Raw genomic sequence first — 16,709 nt, 5'->3', positions numbered from 1 at the left:
CGTTTCGGCGCCTCCATGAACACAAAACGTCCACTGAGGCAAGACGGCGAGGCAGATGAGGAAGGCGGCCGGAGAGGCCCTAGCGCAGACGGTTCGCCCGGGCGAGCGCCTGTTTCTGCTCGTCCTCGGTCAGGCCGCGCAGGAAATCCTCCATCTCGGGATCGGTCAGGCCCTGGCGGCGGGCGAGGAAATACCAGGCGGCGGCGTCTATCGCGTTCGGTTCGGTGCCGATGCCGCCCATATAGAGCTTCGCGACCCTGTTCTGCGCGGCGACGTTGCCGCTGTCGGCGGCGCGCTTCATCCAGCCGAAACCGGCCTTGAGGTCGCGCGGACCGCCGCGGCCTTCGATCAGCCAGGTGGCGAGGTCGACCTGCGCGGTGTCGAAATTCTGCCGAGCGGCGGCGAGCAGCCAGCGGCGCGCCTCGGCCTCGTCGCGTTTCTTGCCGCCGGCGCCGTTGGCGTAGACCTGCGACATGGCATATTGCGCGTCGGCAAGGCCCGCGTCGGCCGCGCGCTGATAATAGGATACAGCCTTGGTCAGGCCGGCCGCGCCCCGCTCGCGGTCGATGAGGAGTTGGGCGAAGTTGAACTGCGCCAGCCGGTTTCCCGCCTCGGCCGCCGCCTGCATCAGCGCATAGGCCCCTTGGGGGTCCTTCGTCACGAAACGCCCGTCGAGAAGCAGCAGCGCATATTGGAACTGCGCCTCCGGCACGCCCTGTTCGGCGGCGAGCTGGTACCATTTCGCGGCCTTGGCCTCGTCGCGCGCTACGCCGAGCCCCCGCGAAAGAATCTCCGCGACCAGCGTCTGCGCGGCCGAATCGCCAGCTTCCGCGCGCGGCATGGCGAGGTTGAGCGCTGTCATGTAGAGGCCGCGCTGGAAAGCCCCGTAGGCGGCGTCGGCCGGCGGACCGCCGAAGCGCTCCTGGTCGACGGTCTCGTCCGTCGCGCCGGCGGCATCCTTGGCAGGCGCGACCTCGCCCGCCGCATATGCCGGCAGGACGGCGAGCAGCGCCGGCACGATCAAGAGAAGCCGCCGCGCCGTCGTCATTTGGCCGGTTCGAAGCTCGGCGCGGTTTCGTCCAGGATCGCGTTGGCGCGCTGAACGGCGGCCCTTGCGTCGATGCCTTCGCCAAACACCGCGCTCGACAGGGCGACGAAATCCGCGCCGGTCGCGGCCACCGTCTCGACGGAAGCAAGGTCGGATCCCGCCATCACGATCACCGGTATTTCGATCATTTCCGCCCACCAGCTCCCGAGCGAGAGATTGCGCTGGTGCGCCTCCGGCCGGTTATCGTAGCCGAAACGGCCGAAGAAGAGGTAATCGGGCCGTTCCTCGCCCAGCTCAAGCGCATCGTCGCGGGTTTTTGCCCCACCGGCGCCGACCGCCATTTTTGCCTGGAAGCTTGCGACCGCCTCGGCAAGCGCCGCCTTGCCGCCGTCGATATGGATTCCGTCGGCCTTGACACGGCCGGCAATGCGCGTGTCTTCCGCGATGATCGCAGCTATGCCGGCTGCCTGGGCGATCGGAACGATACGTTCGGCAAAAGCCTGGTAGGTGGCTTCGTCCATGCCGTTCGCTGGCAGGATGACCGAGGCGATGTCGCCGCCGGCGATGGCTGCGGACAACTTCGCCGAAAAGCTGTCCGCGGTCTCGCCAGCGGGCGAGATCAGCACGATGCGGCAGCGATTGGGCGGCGATTTTGCGTTCATGTTCGGCTTTCCGGCTTCGTCGCCTATGCAGGGCGAGTTTGGTTGGAATGCGGCATAGACGAAGGCCGGCGAATTGAACAGAAGGCGGATTTCCCGGCCGGGACCATAATCCGTTCGCCTCGCGGCGGATTTCGAGCTATGGCACCGCGTCTTCCTTCAGCGTCCCACAATGTACGATCTCCTCGCCAACCCCTGGTTCTACGCGGCCGCGCTGCCGGCCGTCACTCTCGTCGGCCTTTCCAAGGGCGGATTCGGGGGTGCTGTCGGTTTTGTCGGCGTGCCATTGATGGCGCTGGTGATGAGCCCGGTGCAGGCGGCGGCGATCCTGCTGCCGATCCTGGTGCTGATGGATATCGTGTCGCTGTGGACCTGGCGCGGCGTCTACGACCGCGCCACTCTGGCCGTCATGCTGCCGGGTTCGCTGATCGGGATCGGCATAGGCTGGCTGACGGCGGCGATGGTGACGGCCGCCATGGTGCGCTTCATCGTCGGCGCCATCGCCATCGTGTTCGTGGGGCGCTGGCTCTACCAGCTGGCCCGCCACGGCGCCAACCACGCGGCCAAGCCGAGCCGCGTCGCGGGATCTTTCTGGGGGCTGGTCGCGGGCTTCACCAGCTTCGTCGCCCATGTCGGCGGCCCGCCCTTCCAGGTCTATGCGCTGCCGCTCAGGATGGACCCCAAAGTGTTCACCGGCACGAGCGTGATCTTTTTCGCCATCACCAACGCGATCAAGCTGGTGCCCTATTTCCTGCTCGGGCAGTTCGACGCCACCAACCTGACCGCGTCCGCCGTGCTGATGCCGGTCGCACCGCTGGCCACGCTGGCCGGCGCCTGGCTGGTCAGAAGGATGCGGCCGGAAGTGTTTTATCCCTTCACCTATTGTACAGTTGCCATCATAGCCGTGAAGCTGATTTACGATGGCGCGCTGGACGTGTTCCGTTGAACGGCCGGCAAACTGGACCGAACGGATTTGGGGGGGAGGATTCATGAGCAATCCCTACGAACAGGATCTCGACCGGCAGCCGGCGAATTTTCAGCCGCTGACGCCGATTACCTATCTCGAACGCGCGGCGAAGACATATCCGGATCATCTCGCCATCGTGCATAGCGGCCAGCGCACCAGCTACCGCGATTTCTGGCGCCGCTCTCTTCAGCTTGCCTCGGCGCTGGCCAAGCGCGGCATCGGCAAGGGCGATACGGTGACGGCGATGCTGTCCAATACGCCGCCGATGCTGGAGGCGCATTTTGGCGTGCCGATGGTCAAGGCGGTGCTGCATTCGGTGAACACCAGGCTGGATGCGGCCATCATCGCCTTCCAGCTCGACCACGCCGAAGCGAAGGTGGTGATCGTCGACCGCGAGTTTTCCGGCGTCATGAAGGAAGCGCTGGCGCTGGCCAAGGCCAGGCCGCTGGTGATCGACTACGACGATCCGTACTATGCCGCCGACGCGCCCTATCCGAAAGGCGAACGGATTGGCACGCTCGACTATGAGGAATTCGTCGCCGGCGGTGACCCGGATTTCGCCTGGTCAATGCCCGACGACGAATGGGATGCGCTGTCCTTGAACTACACGTCGGGCACGACCGGCAACCCAAAGGGCGTCGTCTACCATCATCGTGGCGCGGCGCTGATGGCCTATGCCAACACCATTCATGCCGGCATGGCCAAGCACGCGGTCTATCTCTGGACGCTGCCGATGTTCCATTGCAACGGCTGGTGCTTTCCGTGGACGCTGGCCGTCCATGCCGGGACCCATATCTGCCTGCGCTGGGTCAGGCCGAAACCGATGTACGACGCGATCGCGGACCAGGGCGTCACCCACCTCTGCGGTGCCCCAATCGTCATGTCGACGCTGATCAATGCCAAGCCCGAGGACAAGCGCGAGTTCTCGCAGATCGTGAGTTTCAACACGGCCGCCGCGCCGCCGCCGGAGGCGGTGCTCGCCGGCATGGCCGACGCCGGCTTCGCGGTGACCCATCTCTACGGCCTGACCGAGACCTACGGCCCGGCTGTCGTCAACGAATGGCACAACGCGTGGGACGCGCTGGAACGGGACGCCAAGTCGACGAAGAAGGCGCGGCAAGGCGTGCGTTACGCGCCGCTCGAGGGCCTGACCGTGATGGATCCGGAAACGATGAAGGAGACGCCGGCGGACGGCGAGACGATCGGCGAGGTCATGTTCCGCGGCAACATCGTCATGAAGGGGTACCTGAAAAACAAGAAGGCCACCGAAGAGGCTTTCGCCGGCGGCTGGTTCCACTCGGGCGATCTCGGCGTGATGCATCCGGACGGATACATCCAGCTGAAGGACCGGTCGAAGGACATCATCATCTCGGGCGGCGAGAACATTTCCTCGATCGAGGTCGAGGACGCGCTCTACAAGCACAAGGCCGTCCAATCCTGCGGCGTCGTCGCCAGGCAGGACGAGAAGTGGGGCGAAGTGCCCGTCGCCTATGTCGAGCTGAAGCCGGGTGCTGCGGCCACCGAGGAGGAGATCATCGCGCATTGCCGCTCGCTGCTGGCGCGCTTCAAGGTGCCGAAGGCGGTGATCTTTGCCGAGATCCCGAAAACCTCGACCGGCAAGATCCAGAAGTTCAAGCTGCGCGATCTGGCGAAGACGGGCTGAAGCGCCGGCTTGCTGGCGTTTCCCCTTCATCCACGGGCAAGGTTTCCAGCCCATCATGGGCGGCATGCGGCGGCTTGCGTATCGTCCGGGAATCGCGAGCCGTTCGCGGCGACATGGTCCTGAAACGCATCGGCCGCAGAACGACGCTGATTCAGGCACCTGTCAAATCTCAAGGAGGCACCATGCAGGGCGTAGCGCGCAATTTCTTCACTCTGGCCGTCATCTATTCGATCATCGGAATGACCCTCGGCCTCTCGATGGCCATGAGCCATGATCACGCGCAGATGCCGACCCACGCTCACATCATGGTGCTCGGCTGGGTCATGTCCTCCGTCTTCGCCTTCTTCTACCATCTGGTGCCGGCGGCGCGGAATTCGCGCCTTGCCGTCGTCCACTTCTGGCTTTCGGCGATCAGCAGCGTCGTTATGATGGCTACGCTCTACATGCTCTATGGCGGCAACCTGTCGGTCGAGCCGGTGCTGGGCACCGCGTCGCTCGTCTTCTTCGCGGCGACGCTGCTTTTTGCCTGGATCGCGCTGTCCGCCCTGTGGCGGCCTGCAGGGGCCGGCGTGGCCAACGGCGTGACGGCGAACCGGTAACATTTTTCGCTGATTTCCGGCGGCCCGTTAACTGTCGGTTAAGCTTTACAGGCGTTTACTGTGTGCATCCAGTGATCTGGATTCTTACCGAGTGGCTGGAGCCACTTCGTTTGACGCCTCCCTGTTAAACTCCTGAGAGCCGCCTTTCGCGGCTCTTTTTTTGCCGCGGGCCGCCGTGCCGGTGCTGCGCCCCGCAACGTTCCGGCCTCCGTCATTAACCTTTTATTAAACATACGCTTGCGTTGCATGGCTTCGCAGCGCATTTTCAACGTGCTCGTCGTAGGGTTGCGGAAAAACACGGCGAGTCGGCACTGGGTTTGCCGCAAGCCCGTGCGAAAAAGACAGTTCAGGGGCGTATGGGAAATGAGCGAGCCCTCCACGGAAGGCAAGACGATCAAGCTCGCGGAGCGTCGTGTGTTCTCGCCGTCGTTCAAGCCGCTCTACAATGAGGGCATGTCGCTGGTCGAGCACGCCGCCGAATATCTCGACGGCGAAGGGCGCGCCGAGGCCAAGAAGCTGTCGCGACTGGCGGCCACGCTCTATGCGGCCGAATCGATGCGGCTCACCACGCGGCTGATGCAGGTCGCCTCGTGGCTGCTCCTTCAGCGCGCCGCCAATTCCGGAGAGATGAGCCGCGACCAGGTCGCCATCGAGAAGGCCAAGGTGCGGCTCGACACGGCGTCGGCTCATGCCGAGGCGAGCGGCTGGGCCGATCTTCCCAAGCCTTTCGTGGACCTCGTCAACCGCTCGCTCAGCCTGCAGGCGCTGGTGCGGCGGATGGACGACGAGATCTACGGTAAGAACACGGTCGTTCAGCTGCCGGGCACGCGCAGCCCGAACCCGGTCTCGGACCAGATCACGCTTCTGAACACCGCCTTCGCGCGCGGCTGATCTTCCCGCAGCGGCGTCCTTCGGGGCGGATATCCCCTGAAAACGCGCGCCACCCGGCGCAACTGTTTCTGCTTTGTTCACAATTGTGTGGCATCGCCTCCGCGGAACGATAGAGTTCCGCAATGCAACAGGCGATTCGCATCATCGGCATAGACCCAGGATTGAGGCGGACCGGCTGGGGCGTGGTGGAAACATCAGGCAATTCGCTGCGCTTCATCGCCGCCGGCACGGTGAAGTCCGACGACAAGGCGACGCTCGCCGTGCGGCTGAGGCAATTGCATGACGGGTTGCGCGAAGTGCTTGAGCGCCAGGCACCCGCCGAGGCTGCTGTCGAGCAGACCTTCGTCAACAAGGACGCGGTGGCGACGCTGAAGCTCGGCCAGGCGCGCGGCATCGCCATGCTGGTGCCGGCGCTGGCGGGGCTGGATGTCGCCGAATATGCGCCAAACGCGGTCAAGAAGGCGGTGGTCGGCGTCGGCCATTGCGAGAAGCAGCAGATCCACATGATGGTGAAGGTGCTGATGCCGAAGGCGGTTTTCGACAGCGAGCATGCCGCCGACGCGCTGGCGATCGCCATCTGCCACGCCCACCACATGCAAAGCCCGGCGGCGCGGCTGGCCAGGGCGATCGCTTGATGGGCCGCCGCTTGAGGATGGGGGCATGATCGGCAAGCTGAAGGGCACGCTCGACGAGATCGGCGAGGACCATTGCATGGTCGACGTGCATGGCGTCGGTTATGTCGCCCATTGTTCTGCCCGCACGCTTGCCCAGCTTCCCGGGCCGGGCGAAGCGGTGACGCTCTTCATCGAAACCTATGTTCGCGAGGACATGATCCGACTCTACGGATTCCAGTCGCCGCTGGAGCGCGAGTGGTTCCGGCTACTGCAGAATAACGTTCCGGGTGTCGGGGCCAAGGTGGCGCTGGCGATCCTGTCGACGCTGGCTCCTGCCGATCTCGCCAACGCGATTGCGCTGCGCGACATTGCGACGGTCAGCCGGGCGCCCGGCGTCGGCAAGAAGGTCGCCGAGCGCATCGTGACCGAGCTGAAGAACAAGGCTCCGGCCTATGCGGGTACAGCGTCGGGTATGATCGGATTGAAGCAGGAACTGGGCGAGGGCGTCGCGCCGGCGCCCATCGCGGACGCGGTCTCCGCCCTGGTCAATCTCGGCTACTCGCGCGACATCGCCGCCAACGCCATTGCCGCGGCGATGAAATCGGCCGGAGAAGACGCGGATTCGCCGAAGCTGATCCGCCTGGGGTTGAAGGAACTGGCGCGCTAACGGTTATCCATTGCACATCCCTATGCATTCTCTTAGAATGTAAGGAGAACCGGGTAAACTCTTACAATGGGCATAGAAGCAAGGATATCAAGCAAGGGGCAGACAACGATCCCCGCGGAAGTCCGTGAAAAGCTCGGGCTCCATACGGGCGATCGCATTGCTTTTATCGAGATAGAACAAGGATATCTGATCATCCCGCGCAACCGCCCGGTGGACATCTTGTTCGGCGCGTTGGCCGAGTATGCGATACCGGGCACAACGACGGACGATTACGATCGCGCTATAGGCGAGGGCGTCAGCGACCATGTCGAGGGTCGCAAGATAGGCCATGGCAGGTCGGGCGTTTGATCGGTCTCGACACCAATATTCTGCTGCGTGCGACCTTGAACGATGACCCGGTCCAGTCGAGAGCGGCGCAGCGCTTGTTGAAAGGTCTCGGGGAAGACGAGCGTGGATTTGTCAATCTGCCTGTGCTGATGGAGTTTTTCTGGGTTTTGCGGTCGCGATACAAACTTCCCCAGGCGAGGCTTGCGGCAGTCATGCGCGACCTTCTCGGCGTCGAGTTTATCGAGTTCGAATCGCTGGAAGTTGTAGGCAAGGCCCTGGCGACCTATGAGGGAGGGAGTGCGGATTTCGCCGACATGATCATCGCGTTGCGGAACCGTGAACTTGGAGCGGCCCGCACCTTCACCTTCGATGAAGGCGCGGCAAGATCCGTTGCGGGCATGGAACTGCTCGCGTGAGCCTCGCCCCGCGTCTCATTTCATCTGAAAAGCGCGGCGAGGACGTGGACCAGACGCTGCGGCCGCAGACGCTCGACGAGTTCATCGGCCAAGCTGCCGCGCGCGCCAATCTGAAGGTCTTCGTCGAGGCCGCCAAGGGCCGGGGCGAGGCGCTCGACCATGTGCTCTTCGTCGGGCCGCCGGGGCTCGGCAAGACGACGCTGGCGCAGATCATGGCGCGCGAGCTCGGCGTCAACTTCCGCTCGACCTCGGGGCCGGTCATCGCCAAGGCCGGCGACCTGGCGGCGCTGCTGACCAATCTGGAAGACCGCGACGTTCTCTTCATCGACGAAATCCACCGGCTCAATCCGGCGGTCGAGGAGATCCTCTATCCGGCGATGGAGGACTATCAGCTCGACCTCATCATCGGCGAGGGGCCGGCGGCGCGCTCGGTCAAGATCGACCTGGCCAAATTCACGCTGGTCGCGGCGACGACGCGGCTCGGCCTGCTCACCAACCCGCTGCGCGACCGCTTCGGCATTCCGGTCCGGCTGAACTTCTACACGGTCGAGGAGCTGGAGCAGATCGTGCGCCGCGGCGCCCGCATCCTTGGCCTGCCGCTCGGCGACGACGGCGCCCTTGAGATCGCAAGGCGGGCGCGCGGCACGCCGCGCATCGCCGGCCGGCTGCTCAGGCGCGTTCGTGACTTCGCCTCAGTCGCCGGCGTCGACCACGTGTCGCGAAAAGTCGCCGACGAGGCGCTGCTGCGGCTCGAAGTCGACGCGCTCGGCCTCGACCAGCTCGATCGGCGCTATCTGTCGATGATCGCGAATAATTTCGGCGGCGGTCCGGTCGGCATCGAGACGATCGCGGCGGGACTGTCGGAGCCGCGCGATGCGATCGAGGACATCATCGAGCCGTTCCTGATCCAGCAGGGATTCATCCAGCGCACGCCGCGCGGCCGCATGATCACGGCCAATGCCTGGCGCCATCTCGGGCTGGAGGCGCCGAAGGATCTGGCGCAGCGGCAGATCAACCTGTTCCAGGAAGAGGATTGAGGTGAGCGAGGAGCAAGCCCTTGCCGCCGGCCTCTCTGGCGAACTGACACCGTTCGGCCATCGGCTGCTTGCGCGCGTCTATTACGCCGACACCGATTTCTCCGGCCTCGTCTATCACGCGCGCTACCTGGAGTTCTTCGAGCGCGGCCGCTCGGACTATCTGCGGCTCGCGGGCGTTCGCCACACGGAACTGGCCGAGGGCATGCGCGGCGAGAAGATCGTATGGGTCGTCAGGCGCATGGAGATCGATTTTCGCAAGCCCGCCCGCATGGACGACGTGCTGACCATCGACACGCGCACCGAGAAAATCTCCGGCGCGCGCATCTTCATGGCGCAGGAGCTGAAGCGCGGCGACACCTTGCTGGTGACGGCCAGGGTCGAAGCCGCGATCGTCGGCGAAGATGGCAGGCCGAAGCGTTTTCCCGCCGAGTGGATCGCCGCCTTCCTGCCCGCTGGCGCGTGAGATGGCCCGCCGCAGCCTGCGGCCATACGTCCTAACCCATCCTTAACCATAACAGTCCATGAAGAAGTCGGTGAGGATTGCACTGAAATCCGCGCGCCTTCCTTTCACCAACATTTGTCCTGAAAAGGCCGCGAACGGCGCATTTTGGGGCGTTTCCGGAAGCATCGCGCGAACGGACCAACGGATACATGCGCCAGGGCCAGCCGCCAGCCACGCCCGGAAATCTTAAGGACCTCTGTATGGAAAATCTCCCTCTCGCCGAGCCCGGCGTTCAATTGTCCGTGTGGCACCTGTTCGCCCAGGCAGGCTGGGTCGTGAAACTGGTGATGATCGGCCTGCTCGCCGCCTCGATCTGGACCTGGGCCATCGTCGTCGACAAGCTTATCTCCTATGCCCGTATGCGCAGCGCGCTCAACCGCTTCGAGCAGGTCTTCTGGTCTGGCCAGTCGCTCGAGGAGCTCTACAAGACCCTGTCCGAACGCAAGACGGCCGGCATGGGTTCGATCTTCGTCGCCGCCATGCGCGAATGGAAGAAGAGCTTCGAGAAGGGCGCCAAGTCGCCGCTCGGGCTGCAGACGCGAATCGACAAGGCGATGGACCTTGCGCTGACCCGTGAGATGGAGCGGCTCGAAGGCAGGCTGGGCTTCCTCGCCACCATTGGCTCGGCCGCTCCCTTCATCGGCCTGTTCGGCACGGTGGTGGGCATCATGACATCCTTCCAGGCCATCGCCGGGTCGAAGTCGACCAACCTCGCCGTCGTCGCTCCGGGCATCGCCGAGGCGCTGCTGGCCACCGCGATCGGCCTGCTCGCCGCCATCCCCGCCGTCATCGCCTACAACAAGCTGTCATCGGATGCCGGCAAGATCGCGATGCGGATGGAGGGCTTCGCGGACGAGTTCTCGGCCATACTCTCGCGGCAAATTGATGAAAAAGTCGCGCAGAAGGCTTGAGGAATAGACCATGGGCATGTCTGTAGGATCGACAGGCGGACGGGGCGGGCGCGGCCACAGGCGGCGCGGCCGCCATCACGGCCTGATATCGGAGATCAACGTGACGCCGTTCGTCGACGTCATGCTGGTGCTGTTGATCATTTTCATGGTCGCCGCGCCGCTGTTGACCGTCGGCGTGCCGATAGACCTGCCCGAGACGCGGGCCAACGCGATGAACCCGGAAACGCAGCCGATCACCATATCCGTCAACGAGAATGGCCAGATCTATCTGCAGGAGACGGAGATACCGCTCGACGAGGTGGTCGCCAAGCTCAGCGCCATCGCCACTACCGGCTATGAGGAGCGCATCTACGTGCGCGGCGACAAGACGACGAATTACGGCATTGTGATGCAGGTCATGGCCCGCATCCAGGCCGCCGGCTACACCAAGATCGGCCTCGTCACGCTGCAGGATCAGGACGACACCTGAAGCATGACCGGCAAGCTGATAGCGACGACGAGAAACGGAAGGGTCGCGTCCCGCCCATGAAGACCGGCCTGACGACATCGGTAATGCTGCATGCGGCGCTGCTCGGCTTCGGGCTGATCTCGCTGTCGGCGCCCAAGCCGTTCGAGGTTCTCGACATGGAGTCGCTTCCGGTCGACCTGGTGCCGGTGGAATCGATTACCCAGATCCAGCAGGGCGACAAGAAGGCGGCCGTCAACGAGAAGCCGACGCCCAAGCCAACCGAAAAGACCGATACGGTGCCCGACGCCGAAAAAGCCGGCGAGAACAAGGTCGACACCGACAAGAAGGCGACGCCCGAGGTCACGGAAAAGCAGGTCGAGGCCGCGGCCATGCCCAAGGAGGCGCCCAAGCCCGAGCCCAAGCCGGTCGAGCAAGCCGATCCGGTCGCCGAGCCTGAGCCCAAGACCGCCGCGCCCGCGACCGAGGTGATGCCGAACCCGGAGCCGAAGCAGGAAGTGAAGCCCGATCCGGTAAGCGAGGCGATCGCCGCCAACGAAACTGAGGCCGACGCGATCGAATTGCCGACCGAGGCGCCGGCGCCCGAGGCGAAGCCGAAGCCGCCGCAGGCGCAGACCGCCAAGACGCCGGACCGCAAGGAAGCCGAGAAGCCGGTCAAGCAGGCGGCCGCCAAGCCGAAATCCGAGGAAAAGGAATTCGACGCCGACGAGGTGGCAGCGCTCCTCAACAAGGAGAAGGCGTCCGGCGGCGGCGCCAAGCGCTCGACCGAGACGGCCTCGCTCGGCGGCGACAGGACGACCAGCGGCGAGAAACTTTCGCAAAGCGAGATGGATGCCCTGCGCGGCCAGGTGCAGCGTTGCTGGAACATCCCCGCGGGTGCGGCCGATGCCGGCGACCTGCGCGTATCCGTCAAGTTCAAGCTCGACCGTACCGGCGCGCTGGAGGGCAGCCCGCAAATCATCAGCGGCGGCGGCAGCGCCGGCGTCGAACGCGCCGCGGCCGAGGCGGCGCGCCGCGCCGTGTCGCGCTGCGCCCCCTACAATCTCCCCGCCGAAAAATACGAAGCCTGGGCGGATGTCATCGTCAATTTCGACCCAAGCGAAATGTTCTGACGCGACGTCCCCATGGACTTTAGCCAAAGAGGTTCCCCCGCATGAAACGATTCTTCCGAGCGATCCTGACCGCCGCCGCAATTGCCGCAAGCCTGAGCATCGCCGCCACGCTGCCGGCGCGCGCGCTGGTCGAGATCGACGTCAACAAAGGCAATATCGAGCCTTTGCCGATCGCCATCACCGACTTCCTGTCGAGCGACGCGCTGGGCGCCGAGATCACCGGCGTCATCGCCGCCGACTTGCAGCGCTCCGGCCTGTTCGCGCCGATCGACAAGGGCGCCTTCATCGAGAAGATATCGAACCCGGACGCCGCGCCGCGTTTCGAGGACTGGAAGGTCATCAACGCGCAGGCCCTGGTCACAGGCCGCGTCACCCAGGAGGGCGACGGGCGTCTGCGCGCGGAGTTCCGCCTGTGGGATACGTTCGCCGGCGAGCAGCTGATCGGCGAGCAGTTCTTCGCCAACAAGGCAAATTCCCGCCGCGTCGCCCATATCATCGCCGATGCGATCTACGAGCGCCTGACCGGCGAGAAGGGCTATTTCGACACGCGAGTCGTGTTCATCGACGAATCCGGCCCCAAGAACGACCGCAAGAAGCGGCTGGCCATCATGGACCAGGACGGCGCCGGCATCCGCTACCTTTCGGACGGCCGCGCCATCGTGCTGACGCCGCGCTTCTCGCCGACCCGCCAGGAAATCACCTATATGTCCTACGAGGGTGGCGAGCCGCGCGTCTATCTGCTGCAGATCGAGACCGGCCAGCGCGAACTCGTCGGCAACTTCCCGGGCATGACGTTTGCGCCGCGCTTCTCGCCGGACGGCCAGAAGGTGATCATGAGCCTGCTGCGCGAGGACGGCAACTCCAACGTCTTCGCCATGGATCTGAGAAGCCGCACGACGACGCGTCTCACCGATTCCAACTCCATCGACACCTCGCCGTCCTATTCGCCTGATGGCAGCCGGGTGGTGTTCACGTCCGACCGCGGCGGCCAACCCCAAATCTACGTGATGGGCGCCGACGGCTCCGGCCAGACGCGCATCTCGTTCGGCGGCGGCAGCTATTCGACGCCGGTCTGGTCGCCGCGCGGCGACCTCATCGCCTTCACCAAGCAGTCCGGGGGCGAATTCCAGATCGGCGTCATGAAGATCGACGGATCGGGCGAACGCATCCTGTCGTCGGGGTTCCAGCAGGAGGGCCCGACCTGGGCGCCCAACGGCCGCGTTCTGATGTTCTTCCGCGAGGCGGCGGGGTCGGGCGGGCCTAGGCTTCATTCGATCGATTTGACCGGCCGCAACGAACAGGCGATCCCGACGCAGAACTTCGCGTCCGATCCGGCCTGGTCGCCGCTGCTGGAATAGATCGAATTTTAACCATCGGCGGCGCGGCCATCAACGCGCCGTGTTCGCGCCGCATTTCCGCCAAGGGAACACGGGCATGCTGGAAACAATGGCTGGCTGATCGCGGACGGGCGAGAGCCAGACAAAATTAACCATGTTTCTTGAACGCCGGTTAACCGCGATGTGGTTACTGGTTGATCAACGAAATCACTCGAATGCGAAGGAGAGGCCGGCATGCGCCGCATCGCAGCAATAACAAGAAATCCGCTGATCGTGGCGCTGTTCCTGACGCTCGCGATCGCGGGCTGCGCCAACAAGAAGACGCCGAACAATGCGGCGGACCTCGGTCTCGCCGGCGGTGCGGCGACCCCCGGCTCGGCCCAGGACTTTACCGTCAATGTCGGCGACCGCATCTTCTTCGACACCGACAGCTCGGTGATCCGCGCCGACGCACAGGGCATCCTCGCGCGCCAGGCGCAGTGGCTCAACCAGTACAAGCAGTACGCCATCGTCATCGAAGGCCACGCCGACGAACGCGGGACCCGTGAGTACAACATTGCGCTCGGCGCGCGCCGCGCCGCCGCAACGCGGGACTATCTTACCGCCCGTGGCGTGGCGGCCAATCGCATGAAGACGATCTCCTACGGCAAGGAACGGCCGGTCGCGGTGTGCGACGACATCTCCTGCTGGTCGCAGAACCGCCGCGCGGTGACGACCCTGGGCGGCGCCGGCAGTTGAGGCCAATCGGTCACACTCGTGTCAAAAGGCGGCCGAAATGGCCGCCTTTTTCACTTTCGGGGCATGCAAACAAAATTTGGCCGAAGTCTCGTCTTGCTCTAAAAGCCGAGATGCGCAGCTGCGCATGAACGTTCCTCCCATTCGTTGAGACGCCCATGTATTTTCGATCGATCCTGAGCGGCACGCTCGCAATCCTGCTTGTGTCCGGCGCGACCGTCCAAGCGGACGACCGCGTCGGGCTCCTGGATGCACTCAAACCCGATACGGCCGAGACCGGCCTGTCGCTGTCCAAGCTCGGCCTGCCAAAACTCTTCGGCGGCAAGGAAAAGCCCGCGGGCACCGTCGAACTCGCGCAGGCCGGCGATCCGCGCATCACCGCGCTTGAAGAGCAGGTCCGCGCGCTTTCCGGCACCATCGAGGAGCTGAACTTCCAGATCCTGCAGATGCAGGAACAGATGCGCAAGATGCAGGAGGATAACGAGTTCCGCTTCCAGGAGTTGGAGCAGAAGAAGACCGACGCCGGCGCGCCGGCCGGCACCAAGGCTCCGTCCCAAGACAATGTTGCCTCGGCGCCCGCCGATCCTGCTGCCTCGCCGCCAGCCGATGTCGGCCAGGCCGCGGCCGCGCAGGAGGAAGAAGAAGCGCCCGGCGTTCCGATGGAGCCGGAAGTGCTGGTCGACAACCGCACGGGCGACCCGGCGGACGTTCCGTCGGGCGCCGGCGGCGCTGAAGGCCTCGGCGCCCCGCCGAAAGAATTCGGCACCATCACCTTCGACGACAAGGGCAATGTGACGGGCGGCAGCGTCGCCGACCAGACCACGCAGTCCGTGCCGAACGCCACGGATCCCGTCACCGGCCAGCCGCCCGTGCGGCAGGCAATCCCCAATCCGGCGGCGGGCGAGGCGCCGGCCGAACCCAGGATGGCGGCGCTGCCCGCGACCGACGACCCGGAAGAGCTCTACCGCAATTCCTACGAGTTCATTCTGTCCGGCGACTACGGCACGGCGGAAGAGGGTTTTCGCGACCACATTGCGCGCTTTCCGTCCGACGCGAAGGCGGCTGATGCGAATTTCTGGCTCGGCGAGGCTCTTCTTGGGCAGAAGAAGTACCGTGACGCGGCCGAGACATTCCTGTCGGCCAACAAGCAATACCCCTCGTCCAAGAAGGCGCCCGACATGCTGTTGAAGCTCGGCGTGTCGCTTGTCGGGCTCGATCAGCGCGACGTAGCCTGCGCGACCTTCTCGGAAATCGGCAAGCGCTACCCGGATATTTCCGGCGCGCTGAAAGAACGCGTCAAGCAGGAACAGGCCCTGGCCGCGTGCTGAAGCCGCCGTCCGCGCTGCTTTCCCTATTCTCGCAATTCGACCTCTCCTCGCGCCCCAACATAGTCGCGGCCGTTTCCGGCGGCAGCGATTCCACCGCGTTGCTTCTGCTGCTACGCGAACACCTGCTGCGCCATGCCCCGAACACCCGCCTCGTCGCCGTCACCGTCGATCATGGCTTGCGCTCGTCGTCCGCCGCCGAGGCCGAGGCGGTGGCGCGGCTCTGCGCAGGCAAGGAAATCGAGCACCGGACCCTGCGCTGGTCGGAGGCCAAGCCGTCGAGCGGCATCCCGGCTGCCGCGCGCGAGGCGCGTTACCGCCTGCTGGCGCAGGCCGCGCGCGAGGCCGGCACCGACATCGTCTTCACCGGCCATACGGTCAACGATCAGGCCGAGACGGTCTTCATGCGCAAGGCGCGCGGCGACGGCCTCGGGCTTTCGGGCATGGCTCCGGCGACGCTTTATGATGGGACCATCTGGCTGCTGCGGCCGTTCCTCGGCGAACGACGGGCCGTGCTGCGCAACCATCTGATCTCGCAGGGCGTCCCCTGGGCCGAGGATGCGACCAACGCCGATGCGCGGTTCGAGCGCCCTCGCGTCCGGGCCCGGCTCAAGGACGACACGCCGGACCTGACGACGACGGTCGTTTATGCCGGCACACTGTTCGAGGGAATATTCGACAGACCCGCTCAGCCCGGTGGTGAAATCGCCTCCCTCCTCGCACTCGCCAGGCGACGGGGCCGCGATCGCGCCGACCTCGCCAACCGCGGCGCCGTTCTCCTCACCGCCCTGGCGCGTCTTGCGGCCCCCGGGCTTCTGCATCTCGATCCGTCCTTTGCGCGCTACCGCGACAGGCCGGCCGCCCTTCACGCGTTGCGCGTGCTCCTGGCGACGGTGGGCGGCAGCGAGTTTCTGCCGCCTGCGGAGCGGATCGAGGCCGTGCTGGAGCGCCTCGCGAAGCCGCCGTTTCGCGGCACGCTGTCACGAACATTGGTCGCGGCTCGCGGCGATGGGGTATGGCTGGCGCGCGAGACGCGTGGCCTGCCGGGACCCGTTCCTGTCGAGGACGGCGCCATCTGGGACGGGCGTTTTCGGCTTCGGGTCGAAAAGCACGCCGGCCAATTGCACATCGCGGCGCGGCAATCCGCAGCTGCGGAGATCCCCGGCGCACCCGACGCTCGGCTGCCGCGTAGCCTTGCCCGGGCGGCATGGGCAGGCCAGCCGATCTTCCAGTCCTCCGCTTCCGGCCCTGTTCGGACGGATCCGCCCGATGGTATTTGCCTTGTCCCCGTCGCGGCTCCCTACGCGCGTTTCCTGCCCTCGTTCGACCTCGACCTCGCCGAGGCCGTGAACCGGCTCATCGGGGCGCCTCAGATACCAGCGCCGCCTTTTCGGGAACACATTGGGAGTAAAGCTTAACCGAGACAGGCTGTC

19 protein-coding genes are annotated in these 16,709 nt (G+C 65.1%); 17 read left to right on the top strand and 2 right to left on the bottom strand.

Features of this window, described 5'->3' with window-relative positions:
- Window positions 1-79 precede the first annotated feature (79 nt).
- Together ABLE71_RS08365 and ABLE71_RS08360 are read right to left on the bottom strand one after the other, a co-directional pair.
- Complete coding sequence (locus ABLE71_RS08365; protein ID WP_348782878.1) at window positions 80-1,048, bottom strand: tetratricopeptide repeat protein; 969 nt, start codon at window positions 1,046-1,048, stop codon at window positions 80-82.
- The gene (locus tag ABLE71_RS08360) at window positions 1,045-1,710 is read right to left on the bottom strand and encodes a thiamine phosphate synthase (RefSeq protein ID WP_348782877.1); all 666 of its coding nucleotides are present in this window, start codon (window positions 1,708-1,710) and stop codon (window positions 1,045-1,047) included. Before ABLE71_RS08360 ends, ABLE71_RS08365 begins: the two co-directional genes overlap by 4 nt.
- A 169-nt stretch (window positions 1,711-1,879) precedes the next feature.
- Here ABLE71_RS08360 and ABLE71_RS08355 point away from each other — a divergent pair, with 169 nt between their 5' ends.
- The 17 genes from ABLE71_RS08355 to tilS all read left to right on the top strand — a co-directional run bounded on the left by ABLE71_RS08355 (window position 1,880) and on the right by tilS (window position 16,694).
- The gene (locus ABLE71_RS08355; protein WP_348782876.1) at window positions 1,880-2,653 is read left to right on the top strand and encodes a sulfite exporter TauE/SafE family protein; all 774 of its coding nucleotides are present in this window, start codon (window positions 1,880-1,882) and stop codon (window positions 2,651-2,653) included.
- Window positions 2,654-2,696: 43 nt separating this feature from the next.
- The gene (locus ABLE71_RS08350; protein ID WP_348782875.1) at window positions 2,697-4,337 is read left to right on the top strand and encodes an acyl-CoA synthetase; all 1,641 of its coding nucleotides are present in this window, start codon (window positions 2,697-2,699) and stop codon (window positions 4,335-4,337) included.
- A 182-nt stretch (window positions 4,338-4,519) separates the two neighbouring features.
- A complete protein-coding gene (locus tag ABLE71_RS08345; protein WP_348782874.1) occupies window positions 4,520-4,936 on the top strand; it encodes a hypothetical protein in 417 nt (138 codons plus the stop codon).
- A 363-nt stretch (window positions 4,937-5,299) separates the two neighbouring features.
- A complete protein-coding gene (locus ABLE71_RS08340) occupies window positions 5,300-5,827 on the top strand; it encodes a DUF1465 family protein (RefSeq protein ID WP_348782873.1) in 528 nt (175 codons plus the stop codon).
- A gap of 122 nt (window positions 5,828-5,949) precedes the next feature.
- Entirely contained in the window at window positions 5,950-6,462 is a 513-nt protein-coding gene (gene ruvC / locus ABLE71_RS08335) for a crossover junction endodeoxyribonuclease RuvC (protein WP_348782872.1), read from the top strand.
- Window positions 6,463-6,487: 25 nt separating this feature from the next.
- On the top strand, window positions 6,488-7,108 hold the full coding sequence (ruvA, locus tag ABLE71_RS08330) for a Holliday junction branch migration protein RuvA (protein ID WP_348782871.1): 621 nt from the start codon (window positions 6,488-6,490) through the stop codon (window positions 7,106-7,108).
- A 66-nt stretch (window positions 7,109-7,174) separates the two neighbouring features.
- Window positions 7,175-7,456 carry an AbrB/MazE/SpoVT family DNA-binding domain-containing protein gene (locus ABLE71_RS08325; protein ID WP_348782870.1) on the top strand — a complete coding sequence of 94 codons (282 nt, stop codon included), beginning with the start codon at window positions 7,175-7,177 and terminating at the stop codon, window positions 7,454-7,456.
- A complete protein-coding gene (locus tag ABLE71_RS08320; protein ID WP_348782869.1) occupies window positions 7,453-7,851 on the top strand; it encodes a type II toxin-antitoxin system VapC family toxin in 399 nt (132 codons plus the stop codon). The genes ABLE71_RS08325 and ABLE71_RS08320 overlap by 4 nt, the downstream gene beginning before the upstream one ends.
- Entirely contained in the window at window positions 7,848-8,888 is a 1,041-nt protein-coding gene (ruvB, locus tag ABLE71_RS08315; protein ID WP_348782868.1) for a Holliday junction branch migration DNA helicase RuvB, read from the top strand. Before ABLE71_RS08320 ends, ruvB begins: the two co-directional genes overlap by 4 nt.
- Before the next feature lies 1 nt (window position 8,889).
- The gene (ybgC, locus tag ABLE71_RS08310; protein WP_348782867.1) at window positions 8,890-9,351 is read left to right on the top strand and encodes a tol-pal system-associated acyl-CoA thioesterase; all 462 of its coding nucleotides are present in this window, start codon (window positions 8,890-8,892) and stop codon (window positions 9,349-9,351) included.
- Between the two features lie 239 nt (window positions 9,352-9,590).
- Window positions 9,591-10,301 carry a protein TolQ gene (gene tolQ / locus ABLE71_RS08305; RefSeq protein WP_348782866.1) on the top strand — a complete coding sequence of 237 codons (711 nt, stop codon included), beginning with the start codon at window positions 9,591-9,593 and terminating at the stop codon, window positions 10,299-10,301.
- 10 nt (window positions 10,302-10,311) lie between these two features.
- Window positions 10,312-10,770 (top strand): protein TolR, encoded by a 459-nt coding sequence (tolR, locus tag ABLE71_RS08300; protein ID WP_348782865.1) that lies wholly within the window; start codon window positions 10,312-10,314, stop codon window positions 10,768-10,770.
- Between the two features lie 56 nt (window positions 10,771-10,826).
- Complete coding sequence (locus ABLE71_RS08295) at window positions 10,827-11,879, top strand: hypothetical protein (RefSeq protein ID WP_348782864.1); 1,053 nt, start codon at window positions 10,827-10,829, stop codon at window positions 11,877-11,879.
- Between the two features lie 41 nt (window positions 11,880-11,920).
- Complete coding sequence (tolB, locus tag ABLE71_RS08290) at window positions 11,921-13,237, top strand: Tol-Pal system beta propeller repeat protein TolB (RefSeq protein ID WP_348782863.1); 1,317 nt, start codon at window positions 11,921-11,923, stop codon at window positions 13,235-13,237.
- A gap of 213 nt (window positions 13,238-13,450) precedes the next feature.
- The gene (pal, locus tag ABLE71_RS08285) at window positions 13,451-13,954 is read left to right on the top strand and encodes a peptidoglycan-associated lipoprotein Pal (protein ID WP_348782862.1); all 504 of its coding nucleotides are present in this window, start codon (window positions 13,451-13,453) and stop codon (window positions 13,952-13,954) included.
- A gap of 155 nt (window positions 13,955-14,109) precedes the next feature.
- Entirely contained in the window at window positions 14,110-15,279 is a 1,170-nt protein-coding gene (ybgF, locus tag ABLE71_RS08280) for a tol-pal system protein YbgF (RefSeq protein WP_348782861.1), read from the top strand.
- The gene (tilS, locus tag ABLE71_RS08275) at window positions 15,273-16,694 is read left to right on the top strand and encodes a tRNA lysidine(34) synthetase TilS (RefSeq protein WP_348782860.1); all 1,422 of its coding nucleotides are present in this window, start codon (window positions 15,273-15,275) and stop codon (window positions 16,692-16,694) included. The genes ybgF and tilS overlap by 7 nt, the downstream gene beginning before the upstream one ends.
- Window positions 16,695-16,709 lie beyond the last annotated feature (15 nt).

Source organism: Mesorhizobium sp. KR9-304 (assembly GCF_040049215.1).
Lineage (GTDB): Bacteria > Pseudomonadota > Alphaproteobacteria > Rhizobiales > Rhizobiaceae > Mesorhizobium_K.
This window is presented reverse-complemented; position numbering and strand designations above follow the sequence as displayed.

Bases quoted from the DNA above. Each gene is read 5' to 3' on its own strand.
- ABLE71_RS08365 (WP_348782878.1), bottom strand. From the start codon at position 1,048: ATGACGACGGCGCGGCGGCTTCTCTTGATCGTGCCGGCGCTGCTCGCC.
- ruvA (WP_348782871.1), top strand. From the start codon at position 6,488: ATGATCGGCAAGCTGAAGGGCACGCTCGACGAGATCGGCGAGGACCAT.
- tolQ (WP_348782866.1), top strand. From the start codon at position 9,591: ATGGAAAATCTCCCTCTCGCCGAGCCCGGCGTTCAATTGTCCGTGTGG.
- ABLE71_RS08360 (WP_348782877.1), bottom strand. From the start codon at position 1,710: ATGAACGCAAAATCGCCGCCCAATCGCTGCCGCATCGTGCTGATCTCG.
- ruvC (WP_348782872.1), top strand. From the start codon at position 5,950: ATGCAACAGGCGATTCGCATCATCGGCATAGACCCAGGATTGAGGCGG.
- ybgF (WP_348782861.1), top strand. From the start codon at position 14,110: ATGTATTTTCGATCGATCCTGAGCGGCACGCTCGCAATCCTGCTTGTG.
- tolR (WP_348782865.1), top strand. From the start codon at position 10,312: ATGGGCATGTCTGTAGGATCGACAGGCGGACGGGGCGGGCGCGGCCAC.
- ABLE71_RS08295 (WP_348782864.1), top strand. From the start codon at position 10,827: ATGAAGACCGGCCTGACGACATCGGTAATGCTGCATGCGGCGCTGCTC.
- ABLE71_RS08355 (WP_348782876.1), top strand. From the start codon at position 1,880: ATGTACGATCTCCTCGCCAACCCCTGGTTCTACGCGGCCGCGCTGCCG.
- ABLE71_RS08350 (WP_348782875.1), top strand. From the start codon at position 2,697: ATGAGCAATCCCTACGAACAGGATCTCGACCGGCAGCCGGCGAATTTT.
- ABLE71_RS08340 (WP_348782873.1), top strand. From the start codon at position 5,300: ATGAGCGAGCCCTCCACGGAAGGCAAGACGATCAAGCTCGCGGAGCGT.
- tolB (WP_348782863.1), top strand. From the start codon at position 11,921: ATGAAACGATTCTTCCGAGCGATCCTGACCGCCGCCGCAATTGCCGCA.
- ABLE71_RS08325 (WP_348782870.1), top strand. From the start codon at position 7,175: ATGGGCATAGAAGCAAGGATATCAAGCAAGGGGCAGACAACGATCCCC.
- ABLE71_RS08345 (WP_348782874.1), top strand. From the start codon at position 4,520: ATGCAGGGCGTAGCGCGCAATTTCTTCACTCTGGCCGTCATCTATTCG.
- pal (WP_348782862.1), top strand. From the start codon at position 13,451: ATGCGCCGCATCGCAGCAATAACAAGAAATCCGCTGATCGTGGCGCTG.